Annotated in this window: 15 protein-coding genes; 1 reads left to right on the top strand and 14 read right to left on the bottom strand. The window is 70.0% G+C overall.

Features of this window, described 5'->3' with window-relative positions; all coding sequences use genetic code 11:
- Nucleotides 1–38: 38 nt before the first annotated feature.
- Genes OXI49_03070 through OXI49_03035 form a run of 8 tightly spaced genes read right to left on the bottom strand, consistent with a single transcriptional unit; the run spans nt 39 to nt 9,064 of the window.
- Nucleotides 39–812, bottom strand: coding sequence for an alpha/beta fold hydrolase (locus tag OXI49_03070; GenBank protein ID MDE2689466.1), 774 nt, complete (start codon nt 810–812; stop codon nt 39–41).
- A complete protein-coding gene (gene menD / locus OXI49_03065; protein MDE2689465.1) occupies nt 809–2,626 on the bottom strand; it encodes a 2-succinyl-5-enolpyruvyl-6-hydroxy-3-cyclohexene-1-carboxylic-acid synthase in 1,818 nt (605 codons plus the stop codon). Before menD ends, OXI49_03070 begins: the two co-directional genes overlap by 4 nt.
- Nucleotides 2,617–4,128, bottom strand: coding sequence for an isochorismate synthase (locus tag OXI49_03060; GenBank protein MDE2689464.1), 1,512 nt, complete (start codon nt 4,126–4,128; stop codon nt 2,617–2,619). The genes menD and OXI49_03060 overlap by 10 nt, the downstream gene beginning before the upstream one ends.
- Nucleotides 4,125–4,883 carry a ubiquinone/menaquinone biosynthesis methyltransferase gene (locus OXI49_03055; protein MDE2689463.1) on the bottom strand — a complete coding sequence of 253 codons (759 nt, stop codon included), beginning with the start codon at nt 4,881–4,883 and terminating at the stop codon, nt 4,125–4,127. The genes OXI49_03060 and OXI49_03055 overlap by 4 nt, the downstream gene beginning before the upstream one ends.
- The gene (locus OXI49_03050; GenBank protein MDE2689462.1) at nt 4,883–6,049 is read right to left on the bottom strand and encodes a polyprenyl synthetase family protein; all 1,167 of its coding nucleotides are present in this window, start codon (nt 6,047–6,049) and stop codon (nt 4,883–4,885) included. Before OXI49_03050 ends, OXI49_03055 begins: the two co-directional genes overlap by 1 nt.
- 2 nt (nt 6,050–6,051) lie before the next feature.
- Complete coding sequence (locus OXI49_03045) at nt 6,052–6,711, bottom strand: hypothetical protein (GenBank protein MDE2689461.1); 660 nt, start codon at nt 6,709–6,711, stop codon at nt 6,052–6,054.
- 10 nt (nt 6,712–6,721) lie between these two features.
- Nucleotides 6,722–7,603, bottom strand: a complete 882-nt coding sequence (locus OXI49_03040; GenBank protein MDE2689460.1) for a hypothetical protein — start codon at nt 7,601–7,603, stop codon at nt 6,722–6,724.
- Between the two features lie 6 nt (nt 7,604–7,609).
- Nucleotides 7,610–9,064: an amidase gene (locus OXI49_03035; protein MDE2689459.1), complete on the bottom strand. Its 1,455-nt coding sequence runs from the start codon at nt 9,062–9,064 to the stop codon at nt 7,610–7,612.
- A gap of 563 nt (nt 9,065–9,627) precedes the next feature.
- On the opposite strand from OXI49_03035, the gene OXI49_03030 reads away from it, so the two are divergent.
- Nucleotides 9,628–10,014, top strand: a complete 387-nt coding sequence (locus OXI49_03030; GenBank protein MDE2689458.1) for a M23 family metallopeptidase — start codon at nt 9,628–9,630, stop codon at nt 10,012–10,014.
- A 98-nt stretch (nt 10,015–10,112) separates the two neighbouring features.
- Here the strand turns inward: OXI49_03030 and OXI49_03025 are convergent, their stop codons facing one another.
- From OXI49_03025 to OXI49_03000, 6 genes are all read right to left on the bottom strand, one after another.
- A complete protein-coding gene (locus OXI49_03025) occupies nt 10,113–11,366 on the bottom strand; it encodes a PKD domain-containing protein (GenBank protein ID MDE2689457.1) in 1,254 nt (417 codons plus the stop codon).
- 14 nt (nt 11,367–11,380) lie between these two features.
- Entirely contained in the window at nt 11,381–12,226 is an 846-nt protein-coding gene (locus OXI49_03020) for a PKD domain-containing protein (GenBank protein MDE2689456.1), read from the bottom strand.
- Between the two features lie 509 nt (nt 12,227–12,735).
- Nucleotides 12,736–13,677, bottom strand: a complete 942-nt coding sequence (locus tag OXI49_03015) for a PKD domain-containing protein (protein ID MDE2689455.1) — start codon at nt 13,675–13,677, stop codon at nt 12,736–12,738.
- Between the two features lie 159 nt (nt 13,678–13,836).
- Complete coding sequence (locus tag OXI49_03010) at nt 13,837–15,603, bottom strand: hypothetical protein (protein ID MDE2689454.1); 1,767 nt, start codon at nt 15,601–15,603, stop codon at nt 13,837–13,839.
- Nucleotides 15,604–15,783: 180 nt separating this feature from the next.
- Nucleotides 15,784–16,560 (bottom strand): TatD family hydrolase, encoded by a 777-nt coding sequence (locus OXI49_03005; GenBank protein MDE2689453.1) that lies wholly within the window; start codon nt 16,558–16,560, stop codon nt 15,784–15,786.
- Nucleotides 16,560–17,480: a formamidopyrimidine-DNA glycosylase gene (locus OXI49_03000; protein MDE2689452.1), complete on the bottom strand. Its 921-nt coding sequence runs from the start codon at nt 17,478–17,480 to the stop codon at nt 16,560–16,562. The genes OXI49_03005 and OXI49_03000 overlap by 1 nt, the downstream gene beginning before the upstream one ends.
- Nucleotides 17,481–17,486 lie beyond the last annotated feature (6 nt).

The raw sequence follows: 17,486 nt of genomic DNA, 5'->3' as shown, positions 1-17,486 counted from the left end.
GCCTCCTTCGATCAGCGACACTACAACGGGGGGTGCCATCAGCGCCCGCGGTCCCGATCAACCTTGCCCAGAGTCGCGTTCAGGAGGCGGGCCAGCTCGGCCGGCGCCTCCAGTGGAACATTGTGGCCAACTCCGTCGACGATGCGGACCGTGGCGAACGGAAGGCGTCCGGCCATCTGTCGCGCCAGACCGACGAACCTCGAGTCCTCACTGCCCACTATCAACTCGACCGGGCAGAAGATCGAGGACAGGAAGGGTCGGTAGTCCGGCATGGCGCCGAGACCGAGCGCCCTCATCGCCGCCCCGAGGGCCGCAGGATCGTGGCTGAGGCGAGTACGCCGCTGCTCCGCCAGCCGTCCGGAATCCAGGTCGTGCTGACTGGCGAACAGCGGCAAAGCCGACCACTCGCTGTCGAAGGCGGCGAGGCCCTCTTCCTCGATGAGCCGAGCCCAGCGATCGTCGTCGCGTCGGCGAGCGACGCGGACGTCCTCGCCGGCAATGCCCGGGTTCGCGCCGATCAGAACGCCGCCGCGAAACAGGTCCGGGCGACGGACCAGCAGGCCGAGGGCCAGCCGCCCCCCCAGGGAGTAGCCAACCGCCAGACGAGGCGCCGGCACCTCGGCCCGGACGGTAGCCGCCAGCCGATCGACCTCGGCCTCGAACGCCGCCGGACCTTCGGAGATCGCTGGCGGACTTTCGCCGCCATGACCGCAGACCGCCACCGCGTGGCTCGGCGCGTCGAGCCACGCTTCGACCCGCCGCCAGCTAGCCGGACTGCCCGAAAAGCCGTGGATCAGGACGGCCGTTGTCATCGCGACGACGACGCCGCGCCCATTGCCTGCCGCAGCGACTCCTCGGCCGCCGCCAGCGACTCTGGAGCGACCCCCGCAACGATCAGGGAAACGCCTCTCCGACCGAGGGCCGCCTCGATCTCCCGTGCGAGTGCCGAGGCATCTTCCACTCGTGCGTAAGGTACGCCGAACGCGCGTGCCAGGCCGCCGAAGTCGACCCCGTGCGGCGTCAACCAGTGCCTGCCGTCCGGGCCACGGAGAATCCCGGCCTTCGCGATCGGAAGTCGGTCGAAGATCCGTCCGCCCTGGTTGTCGATCACCACGACCACCGCCGGCGGACCGTCGCCGTACTCGGGGGCGATCGCCAGACCGTCGAGATCGTGCAGCAGGCTGACGTCGCCCGCGAGCAGCAGGCCGGCCGGAAAACCGCCCGCGCCGAGCGAGCCAAGGAAGCCCGCAACCAACCCGTCGATCCCGCTCAACCCCCGCTGGCTCGCAACCCAGAGCCGGCGACCGGGATGCGCGGCCCAGGTTTCGACCAGGCGCACGGGCAGGCTGTTGCCAAGCATGAGGAGCGCGTCCGCCGGCGTTGCCGCGACCGCCACTCCGGCCGCTTCCCCGTCGTGAAAGCCGAGACCGCCGGAGTCAAGTCGTGCCGCCGCCGCCCGAAATCGCCCGCACAACCGAAGTACGTCCCCCCGCCAACCGGCCGCCTCGGTGGCCGGCCCCACATCCCCGAGCCGTCGACAGAGCTCTGACGTCGAGCTTTCGACATCTCCGAACAGGAACACCGAAGCGAGTCCGTCCGGATCGGTCCAGGGACCGTCGGACAGCACGATCTGAGGTGCCCCCGCGGCCTCGATCAGGCGCTGAGCACCTGCCGCGACCGGTGGCGCTCCGACCTGCAGAATCAGGTCCGGAAGAGGCAGGCCTTCTCCGCCGTCGGCTATCCAGGCCGCTCCGAGCCGCGCGGCGTCGGCCGCAGTGTCTCCTTCCGTGAACCTGCCCTGACTCGTGGCCTCCGCGAGTAGCGGGAAGCCTGTACGCCGCGCGAGCTTCGCCAGACCCCGGACGTCACCGGCCCGTCGGCACTCGGGCGACGGAAGAGGCAAGGGACCGGAGACGATCAGGCCACGCTCCGCTCGCCGACACAGCGCCGCCGCCCGATCCAGCGCCGCCGGATCCGGTTGCGCCGCGGGCACAGCCGCCTCGACCGGCTCCTCGAGCAGAGCGTCAACGGTAGCCACGAGCGAACCGTCTCCGGTATCCACCTCCGGCTCGAGCGGCTTGCGCGCCCGCACGTTCAGGTGGACCGCGCCGCCGCGCGGCCAGCGGGAACGGAACACGGCCTGAGCCGCGGTTCGACGGATCGCCCGCAGGCTCAGCGCATCGACCGGACCCGCGAGATCGACTTCGGTGAAGTGGTTGACGGCCCGGCCGAAGAGCTTTGTCTGGTCCGTCGCCTGCGGCGCCCCGCAGTCCATCAACTCCATCGGGCGGTCGGCGGTCAGGGCGATCAGGGGAACCCCGGCCTCGCGGGCTTCCAGGATCGCCGGCAGGTAGTGCGCCGGCGCTGTCCCCGAAGTGCAGATCAGGACCGTGGGTACGCCCGTGGCCCGTGCCTGACCGAGCGCGAAGAAAGCGGCCGCCCGCTCGTCGATGATGCTGGCGATGTCCAGCCCGGCGGCCGCGGCATCGAGCGCCGCCAGCACCAGTGGCGTCGAGCGGGAACCCGGGCTCGTCACCGCCCGCCGGACGCCGGCCCGCATCAGGGCGCCGACCAGGAGGCGCGCACGCTGAAACTGCGCCTTGCCCGCGCCGGCCCCTAGCCCCATGCTCCGAGGATCGCGTCCAGCTTCAGGTTCGTCTCAACCAGCTCGCGTGCGGGATCGGAGTCGGCGACGATGCCGTTGCCCGAGTAGAGCAGGCCTCGACGCCGTGTCGCGAGACAGGAACGAAGAGCGACCGAGAACTCGCCATCGCCGCTGCCGTCGAACCAACCGACCGGGCCCGCGTACCAGCCCCGGGCCCGCTCTTCGGTGCGCCTGATCGCGGCCAGGGCGAGAGGCGTCGGCCTGCCGGCGACCGCAGGCGTCGGGTGGAGCGCCCGCACCAGCCGCAGCACGTGCGGCGGCTCGACGGTCTCCGGCAGCGCGGCGCGAATCGGCGTCTCCAGGTGCATCACGTTCGGCAAGACACGGACTTCCGGAGGGGCGGGCGGCGATACCCCGCCGCAGCTACGGTCGAGGCGTTCGACCAGGTAACGAACCACGACGTCATGTTCCAGCCGGTCCTTCCGGCTCTCCAGCAGGCGCCGCTCCAGTTCGCGCCGACGCACTGGCTTTGGGTCGCTGGCGATCGAACCGGCCAGCGCCTGCGTCTCGATCCGGCGGCCCCGGCGACGGACCAGCAGCTCCGGCGTCGCGCCGAAGAAGATCGAGCCGCCGCGCAGGAAGGCGAAGCGCGTGCAGGTCGGCATGCTGTTCCCCAGGCGCCCGGCGATGCGGACCAGATCGTCGATGCCGAACGGCCGGTCGAGGTCGAGCTCGACGGCGCGCGCCGCGACGACCTTCTGCAGCCGTTCGGAAAGCACCTCCGCGCGAAGCTCTTTCACACGCTGAAGCCACTCTGAAGCGGCCGGGCGATCAAGGCTCCGCAGGATTCCCGGCAGCGCCTCCAGGGTGTTGGCCGCTTCCGGAAGCTCTCCCAGGTGTCCGTTGCCGTTCGCGCCGCTTCCGAGGCTGCCGGTGAGGTCGAGGTCTTCGGCCAGCCGCTGAAGACGCCGCTGCCACTCCGGCGCTGCCCCGACCGCCGTCGCGTCGATGACCGCATACAGATGTGCGGCGTCACCGTCGGCAACGTATCCCAGCCGCGGCAGCACGAAGCTGCCCGCGCCGAACTCGTCCCAATCGGACGCTCCGGATCCGGGGCTGTCCGGCCCGGGATCGAACGCGAGTCCACCGAAGAGCCGCAACGGCACCTCGTCCGCTCCCGCCAGTTCGCGAAACAGCCCGGACGCCAGCGCCGCAACCTGGTCGAGCGCGACGCCGCCGGCTTGCATCCTGTGGTCGCCGTCGCCGTTTCCGCCCGGGAACCCGGGGGACGGGGCGTCTCCGGCGACTTCGAAGCGCCGGGCCACACCCCAGCCGGCGGACTGCATCCCTCCGGAGGGCGACCACAGGTGGCCCACCGGGCCGATCTCGCGGAAGCTCCGCGAAGCCCGCCGGAGAAACTCCTCGGGAGCCACTCGCGGCGCCTCGGCGGCCACGGCCAGAAGGCCGGACCGCGGAGCGCGCGTCTCTCGACCCGAACGCGGTCTGATCACCGGAGAGGTCATGGACCAGAGCCTCCCGTCGCACACTCCACGGCCGGACTGGCCACGAACAGGTTGCACACGCCGAACGTCAGAGGCCGCGTTTCGACCGGCTCCAGACCGGCGCCGGCCATCGTGCCAACGAACTCGTTCGGCGACGGAAAGGCGTGGATCGACCTCCGCAGGTACCGGTACTCCTCGCCCCCGGCCAGAAGCGCCCCGATCAGTGGCACGAGGACGCGGATGTGGAAGCGCGCGAGAGCGGCCGGCAGGCCGGAAGTCGGCTCGCTCAACTCGAGAACCGCGACTCGGCCGCCCGGCCGGGTGACCCTCGCCATTTCGCGCAGCGCCCGGACCCGGTCGGGGACGTTGCGGATGCCGAACGCGATCGCCGCCGCGTCGAAGGCGCGATCGGGGAAACCAAGCTCGTGAGCGTCGCCAGAAGCCAGCGTAACGCGGTCGGCGAGGCCGGCGTGCTCCACCTTCCCTCGTCCGATCGCCGTCATCGCAGTCGAGGTGTCGACACCCTCGACGACCGCCGAGGGAAACCGCCGCGCGATCGCGATCGCCAGGTCTCCGGTTCCGGACGCAACATCGAGCACGCGCAGGGGCCGGCCGGCGGCCGCGGCCGGCGCCAGGGCCTCCGCCGTGATCCGGCGCCACGCCCGATCGAAGCCCAGGGAGTTGAGGCGGTTCAGCAGGTCGTAGCGAGCGGCGATCCGGTCGAACATCGCGCCCGAGCCGTCGCTCGGGCCCGCCAGCGGCTCAGCCAGCGCCATCATCGTTCCCGCAACACGCTCGCCCGAGCGACAACCGTCAGCGCACGGCGCGCGGGGCCGTCGGGGACCTTCGCCAGCGCTGCGATCCCTTCGTCTATGTAGCTCGCGGCGAGGTCGCGGCACGTCGCCTCGACGTTGTAGCGAAGCATCGCCTCGAGGACGCGCTCACGCTCCCGACCCTCCCCGTTCGCGCCGCCCGGGTGGCCGTTCGCCGAACCATCGCCGTTCGAGCCGGCATACCCCAGACCGAGGCCGTCGGCATCCCAGGACGGGGTCGCCTCGGCGGCTATCGCGCGGATCGTGTCGGCGAGCGCGGGTTCGCGATCCAGCACGACGATCAGCGGATAGGTGATCTTCCCCTCCGAGAGGTCGCTGAACAGGGTCTTGCCCGTGTTGCTGTGGTGTCCGACCAGATCGAGCAGGTCGTCGATCAACTGGAAGGCGACCCCGATCGATTCCCCGTAGGCCCGAAGCGCCCGGCAGAGTTCGGACGACGCGCCGCCGCTCAAGGCGCCGGCGCCCAACGCCCAACTGAAAAGCGCCGCCGACTTGCCGCGGGCAACCTCGAAGTAGAGATCCTCGGAGGCGTCGAGGGAGCCGCGGTTCTCGAGCTGAAGCGACTCAGCCCGGATCATCTCGGCGATCGTCTCGAGCAGGCCTTCCATGACGCCCGGAACCGCGGCGCGCCGCACCCTGTTGAGCGCCTCGATCAACAGGTAGTCACCCGCGAAAATCGAGGCCGCGTTGCCGAGTTCGACGCGTGCCGTTGGCCGCCCTCGACGCTGGTCCGCGTGATCGACGACGTCGTCGTGCAGCAGCGTGGCGTTGTGGACCAGCTCGGCCGCGACCGCGATGTCACGCACCGCGGAAGGCTGTGCGGACCCGACCCGCGACGCCAGGACAACGCACAGTGGACGCAACCGTTTACCACCGAGGTGTACAAGGGAAGCTCCGGCCTCGCCAACCAGCGTGTCTCCCGTCGACAGGGCCGCCAGTCCCTCCTCCAACGCGGCGAGATCGTCGCGGACGAAGCCGACCAGGTCGTCGATCGTCGCGGCAAGACCCTGGAGGCCGCCGACGTCACAGAGGTCGCGGAGGCGCCCGAGCACCTCGTCTTCCACGGCCGTGTTTCTCGACAGAGGCCCAGCCGGGCGATCCGTGAGCACCGTCAACTCTTCTGCTCCTCCGGGTCGAGGTCCGGCGCCGGCTCCGCCGGTGGGGCGGATTTGCCCGAGAAGGACTGCGCCTCGCGCCGGGCGAGGTTGCCCAGCCGCGCTGCGACCGCTCCCGCTCCCAGCAGGGCCTTCAGCCCGAAGTCCGTCACCGTGCCGCCGTTGAGGAGAAACTCCGCGATCGAGTCCACCCGTCCCATGACCTGGTCGATCGCGCGCAGGCGCCTGAGAAACACCGCATTCTCGGGAGAGGCTGCTTTGCCGGGAAAGGACGGGTCCTCCAGGGCCGGAATCCAGTCCCGCATGTTCTCACGGATCGGGTCCCACTCCCGCCGCTTGCGGATCTCAACGACGTTCCGGAGGACCCGCTCCAGGTCGGTCTCGGGCCGGTAGACCACCCGGCGCGCGCCCGCGACGCGCTCCGGTGAGATGAGCTTCCACTCGCGCAGCTCCCTGCAGGCCATCGAGACCGCGCCGCGACTGAGTTCCAGCCCGGCCATGATCTCCTGGGCATCGGCGGGCTCGCTGCGGGACATCAGCCAGCCGAAGACCCGCGCGGTGGTCGGCGGCACGCCCCAGAAGGTGCCCAGAGCGCCCCAGAGTTGCACGAACTCTTCGCGAACCCGATCCACGTTCTCGGCGCCTTCAGCCCCCACGCTCGGCACCCTAACGCAACTTCACGTGGCGCAGCCGGACCGTGACCCGCCCCGCCGGCGGAAGGCGACCGCTGATCGACACGGGCGCCTGGAGTTCCTTCACCGCCACGATCTCGATCGCGCCCTCGAGCCCCAGCAGCTCGAAGTCCTCCGCGCTACCCTCGGGCCCGTACGCGACCGGCGTCATGGAGAAACGAACAAGCGTCAACTGCGCCGGCGCCTGACCGCCGGCCACCGAGAACGAGGGAGACGCGGTCACAGTCTCCGGGTCTCGTTCGATCCGCACCGCCAGCACCCTCTGGTTCGAGAACATCGGCACTGTCCACGGGGTTTCCGCCTCTGCTCCGGACGGTAGCGCCGCCAGCCGTCCGACGAGATGGAGCAGCGCCGAGGGCTCCGACAGCGGCGCCTCGAGTCCTTGCGGAACGGGATGATGGAGCGGATAACGATGGGTCCATTCCGCGACCGGAAGACCAGCCTCGCCGGGATTGGGAGTCGCGCGCTCGGCCTCCACGCTTCCCTCACAGAACGTGTACCGCTTGTAGCGGTTCCGGCTACCCCGTTCTTCCTGGACTCGAAGATGAGCATTCAGGCTGCCCGGATCGAACCACAGGGAGGACTCCGAGCGACGGCCGAACATCGTGGACTCGATCCGGATCCGCGCGGCCGAGCCGGGCATCGGCGGCTTGCCTTCGCAGCGCTCGTCCACCGGGAGCTCCGCCGCCGGCTCGAACTCGACCGCGGCGCCCGCCGAGAGGAACAGCTTCCTGGCCTCGAACTCGAGTCGCTGCCAGGGTGGTTCGGCGGCCGCCGCCGGCCATGCGAGGGCGACGAGAAGCGCCGGCGCCGCGAGCTTCGCCGGCTTCCGAACTGCCTGCCGCGGCCGCGCCACGGCTCGCTAGCCGTTCCGCCACGCCGAGCAGGGCGGCTTCCGGTCGATCCAGGGACGTTCCCGCTCGAGCTGCGCCGCCAGCCGGAGCAGCACTCCCTCGCCGCCCATCGGTGCGGCGATCTGGACGCCGATCGGCAGGCCGCCGTTCGCCCCGCTCCAGCCGAGCGGCACCGAGGCGGCGGGATTGCCGCAGACGTTCATCAACTGGGTGAAGCCAATCGTCTGCAGCAAGGCCGGCAGATAGTCGTCGCCCCGGTTCGAAAGCGACAGCACGCCGAGCTTGGCCGGCGGCGCCGCCATCGTCGGCGACAGCAGGACATCGAAACCTCCATCGAAGAACGCGGCCAGCCGGCGGCCCACGGCGTGAACCGTGCGGGTCGCCCGCGCGTAGGCGGCGGCGTCGCTCTGCTCGCCCGTGGCGGCCGTCGCCCAGGTGAGCGGCTCCAGCTCGTCCTCCCGGGCGTCGCGGCCGAGAACCTCGCAGCGCTCCGCGATCGTGGCGCGCACGTTCGCGCCGACGATCAGCCGGGTCGCGAGGCCGAGCGCGTTCGCGTCGATCTCCGGGGCCGCGTGGGCAACCTCGTGCCCGAGTCCCGAGCAGAGTTCGGCCGCGCCGCGGGCCGCCGCAACGCACGCCTCATCGACCGGGGAGCCGTTGAACGCCTCCAGGGCCAGCGCGATCCGCAGCCGTCCCGGCTCGCGCCCGGTCTCCTCGAGGAAGCTCCGTTCAGGCGGCGGCGCGCAGTATGGATCTCCCGCGACCGGACCCGCGACCGTATCGAGAAGCGCGGCGCTGTCGCGAACGCTGCGGCTCACGCAGTGCTGCACCGAGAACCCGGCCCAACCCTCGCCGGCGTCAGGCGCCAGCGAAACCCGGGCCCGGCTCGGCTTGAGTCCGAAGAGTCCGCAGCACGAGGCCGGGATGCGGATCGATCCACCGCCGTCGCTGGCGTGGGCGGCCGGCACGATGCCGGCGGCGACGGCCGCCGCGGCGCCGCCCGAGGACCCACCGGCGATGTGCTCCAGGTTCCACGGGTTGCGCGTCTGCCCGAAGACCGCGGACTCGGTACTGGTCGTCAGCCCGAACTCGGGCGAAGCCGTCCGCCCCGCGATCAGGAGCCCGGCCCGCCGGTAGCGACTCACCATCTCCGAGTCGTGGTCAGGCACGCTGCCCTCGAAGAGGCGGCTGCCGTTCGTGAGCGGCAAGCCCACCGCGTTCGCGTAGAGGTCTTTCAGCAGGTACGGCACGCCGGCGAACGGCCCACCAGCCGCCACGACCTCGGCCGCGCCGGCGGCAGCGCGCTCGAAGTCCGAACAGACGACCGCGTTCAGGTCTCCGTTCAGTTCCGCAGAGATCTCGGCCGCGCACTCGACCGCCTCGGCCGGAGCCAGATCGCCGGTCCTCAGCAATTCGGCCAGCGCCAGCCCGTCGCTGGCCAGATACGTCGCTCTCAGACTCACGGGACACCTCTCCGACGCGGCAACCGATCGCCGCACAAGAGGCCAAGCGTACCGCGTCCTTCCAGCATGACCGCCCTCGAGCCCGGGCTCGCCTATGCACGATTGGCTATAGTTGTCCAATGGACCCGCTCCGCTCCATCGCCACACTCGGCGCCATCGCTGTCCTCACCGTCGTCGCTCATCCGCTGACCGCCCAGACCGCGGCCCCCGGAAGCCTCGTCCACTGGCCGGGCGAAGGCATCGAACGCTGCCTCGTCCGCGACCGCGCCTTCGCACCCACCGTGGTCGCCGGAGAACCCGGCTGCCTGGTGCCCGTCGGCCTGACCCGAACCGCCGACGTGATCGCCCAGCGCGACCGGGATGGCCGGCGGGAGAAGCTGCACATCGGTCTCGGCGAGTACCCCTACTCCGTGCAGCGACTCGAGATCAAGGACCGGAGTCGCGTCGATCTGTCACCCGAGAACCTGGCTCGCGTGCAGCGTGAGAACGCCCTGATCGGCAAGCTGTGGGGACGGCAGGGCAAACCGAGGTTCTCCCTGCCGCTGGGCGCGCCGCTCGAGAAAATGCCTGCCGGCGGCCGCTTCGGCGCGAAGCGGATCATCAACGGCGAGCCGCGCTCGCCCCACACCGGCGCCGACTACGCCGTACCCCAGGGTACGCCCGTACTGGCTGTCGAGAACGCCGTCGTCGCTTTGGCCGGGGAGTTCTTCTTCTCCGGCAACGCGGTGTTTCTCGACCACGGCAACGGCCTGATCAGCATGTACTTCCACCTGCACGAGGTGTTCGTCGAGCAGGGGGACGAGGTGTCCCGCGGGCACCGGATCGGCACCGTCGGCTCGACCGGACGATCCACCGGCCCGCATCTGCACTTCGGCATCCGCTGGCAGGGAGAACGGGTCGACCCGGCGCTGTGGCTCGGCGAGCCGGCCTCCATCGCGACGGTTCGCTAGGGTCTGGCGGTCGCCACTCTGCGGGCCTGACTGCGAAACCGTCGGTTCCGTGCCAGTACGGCGCAAGGCGGTGAGGGCACGGACCACCGCGCCACCGTTCACCTGCTCGCGCAGCGGCCGGTGAAGGCCGCCGTGTCGGCGACCGCGTCCGCCTGACGGCCAGGTTCGTTGCTGTACTCCCTGACCTCGGCGGTCACCGTGTCCGTCACCTCGATCCTGAACCCCAGAGTCGTCGCCGAGGCGGCGAACACCCAGTCCGCGCCGTTGATCGCGCAACCGTCGAGCACCTTGACCAGCGCCTCCCAGTTCTCGGTATCGTGGAACCAGAGCAGGCCGGAATCGTTCGTGCCGGCGCGCACCGCCCGCGCCGGCTGAGTTTCACCGTCCGCATCGCTCCAAGTGGCCCGCACCTGGTAGCGGGAGTCCTGGAGACAGATCGTCTCGCCGTCCGGCTCGCAGGCGCCAGCGGGGTCTGCGGCTTCGACCAGGAAGACCCGCGATGCAATGGACTCGTGGTCGGCGCCGCCGACGGTCAGGGTGACCTCGTGGAAGCCGGGCGAGGACCAGGCGTGGCGCACCGTCGCGGCGGACGGCGCCCTGCCTCCGGGGACGCCGAAGTCCCAGGAGCGCCGCGCGACGGTGCCGGAACTCGTGTCCGTGAACGTGACCTCCTCGCTGGTGGCCGCCCGGCACAGCCCGTCCGCGCACGGCGCGTCGACGGCAAAGGCGGCCTCCGGCGGCACCGGCGGAGGGGGTGGTGGTGGTGGCGGCTCCGGCTCCGGCTCGGGCTCGGGCTCCGGCTCGGGTTGCGGCTCGGGTTGCGGCGGCGGCGGTTCCGGTGGCCGCGGACCGCCGCCAGGAGGACTGCCGCAGGCGAGTTGGTTGGTACTTCGAGAAGACCTGTCAAAGGCCGGCATGAGGTTGCCCGCGAGATCCTGGAGCGGGTTCTCCGAAGGCGGCGTGTAGACCAGCCTCCAAGGTTGGCGTTCCTGCTCCAGTGTCGGAATCGGACTCAGGGTCAACTCGAGCGAACGACCGCGGTTGTCCGAGAACGGGCCGTAGCTCCCGACGCGCACGCCGCTCAGACTCCAGTCAACGCTGCATATCTGGAACTGGAAGGCCTCTTTCGCCGGCGTCGAGTCCATGTCGAGCCGCTCGTTGATGAAGAGGATCCAGGTTCCGCTCGAGCTGTTGTACTCGGAAGTTCGCATCAACCCAGGCGGCGTCGTGTCCTGCGGCCATGCGGACGACGCCGAGCCCAGGAGGATCACCAGCAGACCGGCATGAGGCAGCCAGCCCGGCGTCCAACGCAGGTGTCGAGTTCGAGTCGAGCGGTTCGGTCTTGTAGTCATCCTGCCTCCTCCAACTAGCGCCCGGCCGGGCAGGAGTTCTCGAAGGCCGCCGGGTCGGCCAGCGCCCCGAACTCCTCCGCGCCCTTCGAGTAGCGGTACACCTCGCCGGTCGCCGTGTCCGTGATCGACAGCTCGAACGGCAGGGACGTCGCCGAAGCCGCGTACACCCAGACGTGGCCGTTGATCGAGCAACCGTCCAGGACCTTGATCAGCATCTCCCAGTTGTCGCCGTCGAAGAAACTGAACAGCCCCGAGTCGTTCGTGCCCGCATGCACCACGCGGGCCGCGCTGAACCCGCCGTCCGACCCCTGCCACTCCACCTCGACCTCGTAGCGCGAGTCCTGCAGGCAGGACGTCTCCGGCCCCGGGACGCAGCTCCCGGCCGGCTCGGCCGCATCCACCCGGAACATCCGCGACGCCGTCGACTCGGCGCCGGCGCCCTCGACCGTCAGCGTCGCGCGGTAGAAGCCCGGCGAGGACCAGTCATGCTCGACGCTCTTCGCGGACCGTGCCCTGCCCGTGGACTCGAAGTCCCAGGAGCGCCGCGCCACGGTGCCCGAACTCGTGTCGGTGAACGTCACGTCGCCGCCCGTCCGGGCGCGGCACAGGCCGTCCTCGCAGGGCATGTCGACGCTGAACGACGCCACCGGCGGCACCGGGGGCGGAGGAGGTTCGGGTTCCGGCTCTGGTTCGGGTTCCGGCTCTGGTTCTGGTTCCGGTTCGGGTTCGGGCTCCGGCCCGGGCGCGGGCTCGGCCGGAGGTGGACCGCTGCCAACCGAGGGCCAGCCTTCCCCGCAGTCGACCGCTTCACCATCGTCGTCGACGATCCTGATCCGCAACGGCTGATCGCTGACGGTCACACCAGAGGACCTCGGAACGAGACGGAGCTCCAACCACTCGCAGTCGTCGTCGAGGTCGTCCGGAATGGCCCTTATGTAGACACCCCCCGTCAGGTCGTCCGGGTCGACGACCCAGATGCCGCTGGTGGCGTAGTCGCCCTGGGCCGCTCCGCCGTGGTGAGTGACTCTCTATAGAACCCGACGGGTCGCCCGGGTTCCCGCGGTCAACCCGGACTCGAATGCCGGTCTTCTGGCCTTCCCGAAGACTGAAGTCCGACCGATCCCAGGAGACCCTTACTTCCGGATGCGTGTTCTGCGCGTGCGACTCTTCCGCCCACGCTCCCATGACGAGAGCTGCCACGAACACAGAACGGCCAAGCGCCGACGCTGGCTGATGTCGCTTCGGTCGGGTGCGCATGAAGTTCGGCGGTAAGCGCCTGCATCCTGATACACCAAGTTGGGTGCCTTCCACATCTCCCAGATAGAAGGTCTGGAGACGCAGAGAAAGGAGGGAGGACGCGCCGAATCGGCTACTGCCTGCAACCCTCGGTAAACGCCGCAACGTCGGCGATCGCGGCCGCCGGCGTGCCCGGCTCGTTGCGATACTCCTTCACCGCGCCGGTCACGGTGTCCGTCACCCGGATCAGGTAACCCAGGTCCGTCGTCGCCCCGCCGAACACCCAAACGTGGCCGTTCGCCGCGCAGCCGTCCAGGACCTTGACCAGCATCTCCCAGTTGTCATGGTCGAAGAAACTGAACAGCCCCGAGTCGTTCGTCCCCGCATGGACCACGCGGCCCGCGCCGATCTCGCCGTCGGGCGACTGCCACTCCACCCGGACCTCGTAGCGCGAGTCCTGAAGACACAACGTCTCCGCGTCCACGGCGCACGTCCCTTTCGGTTCCGCGGCCTCGACCAGAAACATCCGCCGCGCCGTGGAGGGCGACGTGCCGTCGCTCACCTCGAGTGTCACTTCGCGAAAGCCCGGCGACGACCAGGAATGCACCGGCGTGCCGGACCGCGACGTCTTGCCGTCCCCGAACTCCCAGCGACGGAACCGCACGGTCCCGGTGCTCGTGTCGGTGAAGCGCAGGGCCTTGCCGGTCAGCGCGCGGCAGAGGTCCGCGTCGCAGGTCGCACCCTGCACCGAGAACGCCGCCGTAGGAGGTCGAGATGGGGGCGGGGGCGGGGGCGGGGGCGGGGGCGGGGGCGGCTCGGGCTCGGGCGGGGGCGGCTCGGGTTCGGGCGGCGGCGGCGTGCCACCGCCCGGGGGGCCACCGCCGCCCGGGGGAGGATCAGGTGCGGCAGCACTCAAGCCAAGAACGTACGGCTCGTTGTTGACATAGCCGACATCGGTCACGACCAACGTGTAGTCGCCAGCGGGCGCGCTCACCGTGAACGTCAACTCGTTGACGCGGAAACCGTATGCCCAGAAGCCGGCCTCCCGATCAGCCGACTCCATGATGATCTGCACCGGCCCGGAAGTGCTTCTTGATCCGCTCAACGTCACGCGGCCACCGCGGTGGCGATAGCGGAAGTAGTCGTACTCTCCCCACCTTTTCAGAGTGCCCTCCACCGTCTCCCCGAGACCGATGACGGTGCCGTCCTCGTAGGTGTCACCGTGGTCGTTGCCCTAGGCCGTCGCGCCGGACGGATCGAGCCAGTGCTGGGCGAACTCCCAGAACCGATGGAACGGCGCGTACAACAGCTCGATCTCCTTGTCGTTCAAGGTAACCGTTGACGTAGCGGACGCTCCCGTGCCGACACCGTCGATCGTCACGGTCGGCGCCCCGACATAGCCGGAACCGCCGTCCGTCACGGTGATCGCCGTCACGACGCCCGAAGCGACGGTCGCCGAGGCGGTCGCCGTGGTACCGGACGAGTCCGGGCCTTCGATCGTTACGGTCGGCGCGACCGTGTAGCCGGAGCCGCCGTTCGTCACGGCGATGTCCGTCACGGCGCCCTGCAACCAGCACCCCCCAACCGAAAGGACTCCAACCAGGTCGGAGCTGTTTTGCAGGAACAGTGGCGACCCACTCGCTCCGGGTCCCGCGTCGCCTCCCTCGGGAACGGTTGTGTCCTTGTCCGGAAGAAGCACCGGGACGTACGACCGCAGGACACGGCCCGCGCTGACGCACGTGTCGCCGGATGTCAGGAGGCACGCTTTCTCCGGCATGACGACACCCGCGGAGTACCTCTTCACGTCCACGACCGTCGCAAGCCGGTCCATGGTTTGCCCGGTGTGATGAACGCCGAAGACCGCGTCGGAGGAAGTGCGTCTCCGCCCCTGGTAGAAGAGCCACTCGTGAATGTCCTCGCTTGCGCTTGCCGCCGGCGTGCTGGAAGTGTCCCAGGACACGCCGCTCCGTCCCGAAGGCAACGGCAGCGCGGCGGCACGAAAGCGCAGCAGAACCATGTCGTAGTGGGGCAAGGGCCGCACGATAAACGTGCCTCCCGTCGTTTCCTGGAGAGGCGATTCCAGCGTGTCGCCGTCGCACTCGGTGTACCCGTGGTTCCACCTGACGCTGACGGACTGGGCCGTCGCGGGCCCGTCCACGTCGAGGCAGTGCATGGCCGTCAACAGGTACTGCGTGTTGTCGTCTCCGTCCCTGTCGTCCAGGAGAACCGCCGTACAGGTGCTGGAAAGCCCGGTTCGCGGCGTCTCGACCCGAATCCGAACGGTGGAGTCCCTCGCCTCGGCAGGAAGATCGCTGCTCGACGTGATGCAGGCGACGTCGATGCCATCGAAGTCGCTGCACGATGGGGTCGTGGTCCGGGAGCGAATCCGCTCCGGTTTCCCGTCGTGAGCCACCACCTCGATCGCGAATCGCACGCCATCGACGTCCGCCCCCGGCGGCAGCGAGATCTCGACCTCGACCGTGCTCCCCTCAACGGTCGGAGACCACGTCAGAAACGGACCGTCGTAGTCGGGTGCGAACTCGTGCGTCACCGGAGCGAAGGTCGAGTCGTGAGGCCCCCCGAAGAACCGGATCTCGCCGCCCTCGGGCAGGGCCGCGCGGATGCCGAGCCGCACCGAGTCGGCGCCAGGCGACGTCACCGTCACGGTGCTCACCCGAAACCCGTCCCTCGCCAGTGTCCATGACAACCGGTCCGACAGGTCGCCCTCGAAGGGGCCCGGCACGCCACGGTGAAAGCCGATCACCGCCGTCATGTGCGGCCGCCGCGCTTCCCGCTCCGCCGCGGCCGCATAAGCCCTCAACTCCGCGGCGTCAGGCCGTCGCAGCCTGACTTGCAGCGGTCGTGAGTCGACCGACCCGGACTCGATGCGGCGCACGTTCGGCTCACGACCCGGAAACGCCGGCTGCGCCTCCACCACGGAGTGGAGAAGGCCGAGACCACAGACGGCCGCACCGGCCCATGCCAGCGTCCTACACGACATTTCGCCTCCGAGCCTGCACACCCGCCCACTGACGCATCGAGCGGCTGTCTACAACAGGTAGGAGGTCCACGCATCTCCCGTTTGGGAGGTACGTCGACCTGGCTGGGAAACGAAGGGCGCCAGCGCGCAAGTGCACCTGCGCGCGCGTCGTTTGCGAACCTCGGCGAAATGCGCGGGCCGCTACTGGTCGTAGAGCCGCGCCGTGTTCTCTCGCGCCGCCATGGCTACTTCCGACACCGGCAGGCCCTTGATCTGCGCGATGGCCGTGAGCGACACGACCGCGTTCGCCGGTTCGTTGCGCTGATGTCGCTCCGGCCCCAGCACAGGGCTGTCCGTCTCCAGCAGCAGGCAGGACAGCGGCAGGCGCCGGACGAGTTTCTGCTTCTGCGGCGAACGCACGACGGAAGGCGGTACGGAGAAGAAGTAGCCCGCTTCCACCGCCGGCTCGGCCCGCGCGGCGCGGCCGTCGAAGGCGTGGAGCTGCACCCGCGTCGCTCCGCGCTCCCGTAGCAGATCGACCGCATAGTGACCAGCGGAACGCGAATGGACGTTGAGCGGCAGATCGAGTTCGATGGACAGGTCGATGAACAGCGCGAAGATCCCGCGCTGCACCGCCAGGTCGCGCTCGTCGCGCACCTTCCAGCGGTCGAGGCCGACCTCGCCGATGGCGGCCAGGCGAGAACGTTCCCGGCGGATCAGGCCGGCGACCCGTTCCGCTTCCGCCGGATCGAGATGGGTCGGATAGAGGCCGGCGGTCGGTCGCACGACCCCGGGATAGGTCTCGGCCAGCTCGAGGTTCCGCTCCGCGTCCGCGCGCGTCTCGCCGACTGCGACGACCGAGTCGACGCCGGCGTCGCGGGCCCGTGCAAGCACGTCGCCGAGATCGCCTGCGAACGAGCCGTCGCAGAGGTGGGCATGACAGTCGGTAAGGCCCGACAACTCCGAGGCTCCACCCATCAGCCGGCCGGCTCCCCGGCCGCCGCGCCCAGGCGCTCCTCCAGTTCTTCGACCGTCCTCGGCCAGTCCTTCTTCAGCAGGCGCGAGAGGGCCCGGTCCGCGAGCAGCCGGCCACCGGTCTGGCAGCGCGAGCAGTAGTTGCACTCGTTCTCCGCATACACGATCCGCTGCACCGGCGCATTGCACACGGGACAGGCCTCGCGGTAGCGGCCATGAACCGCCATGCCCTCCCGGAACGCCGTCACCTTTCCCGGAAACCGGCCACCCGCCTCGGCGCGCAGCCGGTCTGTCCATTCCGTGAGGACGGCGACCGAGGCTTCGTACAGCCGATCGACCTGCTCGTCGCTGAGCCGGGTGGTCCAGCGCATCGGCGACAGGCGCGCGCGATGCAGGATCTCGTCCGAGTAGGCGTTGCCGATACCGCTGAACAGCCGGGGGTCGATGAGCGCCCGCTTCAGCGTGTGGTTCTCCTCCTTGAGGCGCGCCCTGAATGCCTCCGGTCCGGCGTGCAGCACCTCCAGACCGCCGCGGTCCAGGGCAGCCAGCCCGTCTTCACCCGCGACCAGGTGCATCGCCGCTCTGCGCTTGCTCCCGGCTTCCGTGAGCAGCAGCGTGCCGTAGCCGAAGTCGAACGCGGCCAGCCCCACGCGGCCCGGCACCTTCGCAGACGGGCCTGCCCAGCGGAACCGGCCGGCGACCATCAGGTGGATGGCGAGGAACAGCTCCCCCTCCAGAACGAAGACGACCCGCTTGCCGACGCGACGCAGGGACACGACCGTGCGACCTTCGGCCTCGGACAGCGGCGGGCGCACGGAACGGAGCAGGAAGGGGCTCCTGAGGCGGACGCGGACGAGTTCGCGGCCCGCGACCCGTTGCTCGATCGCTTCGCAGTAGACCTCGACGTCGGGAAGCTCCGGCATGCCGGA

Source organism: Acidobacteriota bacterium (assembly GCA_028875725.1).
Classification (GTDB): domain Bacteria; phylum Acidobacteriota; class Thermoanaerobaculia; order Multivoradales; family Multivoraceae; genus Multivorans.
Note: the sequence above shows the minus strand (reverse complement) of the source record. Positions and strands in the feature narration are given on the sequence as shown.

Excerpts from the sequence above, each read along its gene's own strand:
- OXI49_03070 (MDE2689466.1), bottom strand. The coding sequence starts at position 812 with ATGACAACGGCCGTCCTGATCCACGGCTTTTCGGGCAGTCCGGCTAGC.
- menD (MDE2689465.1), bottom strand. The coding sequence starts at position 2,626 with ATGGGGCTAGGGGCCGGCGCGGGCAAGGCGCAGTTTCAGCGTGCGCGC.
- OXI49_03060 (MDE2689464.1), bottom strand. The coding sequence starts at position 4,128 with ATGACCTCTCCGGTGATCAGACCGCGTTCGGGTCGAGAGACGCGCGCT.
- OXI49_03055 (MDE2689463.1), bottom strand. The coding sequence starts at position 4,883 with ATGGCGCTGGCTGAGCCGCTGGCGGGCCCGAGCGACGGCTCGGGCGCG.
- OXI49_03030 (MDE2689458.1), top strand. The coding sequence starts at position 9,628 with ATGCCTGCCGGCGGCCGCTTCGGCGCGAAGCGGATCATCAACGGCGAG.
- OXI49_03025 (MDE2689457.1), bottom strand. The coding sequence starts at position 11,366 with ATGACTACAAGACCGAACCGCTCGACTCGAACTCGACACCTGCGTTGG.
- OXI49_03010 (MDE2689454.1), bottom strand. The coding sequence starts at position 15,603 with ATGTCGTGTAGGACGCTGGCATGGGCCGGTGCGGCCGTCTGTGGTCTC.
- OXI49_03005 (MDE2689453.1), bottom strand. The coding sequence starts at position 16,560 with ATGGGTGGAGCCTCGGAGTTGTCGGGCCTTACCGACTGTCATGCCCAC.
- OXI49_03000 (MDE2689452.1), bottom strand. The coding sequence starts at position 17,480 with ATGCCGGAGCTTCCCGACGTCGAGGTCTACTGCGAAGCGATCGAGCAA.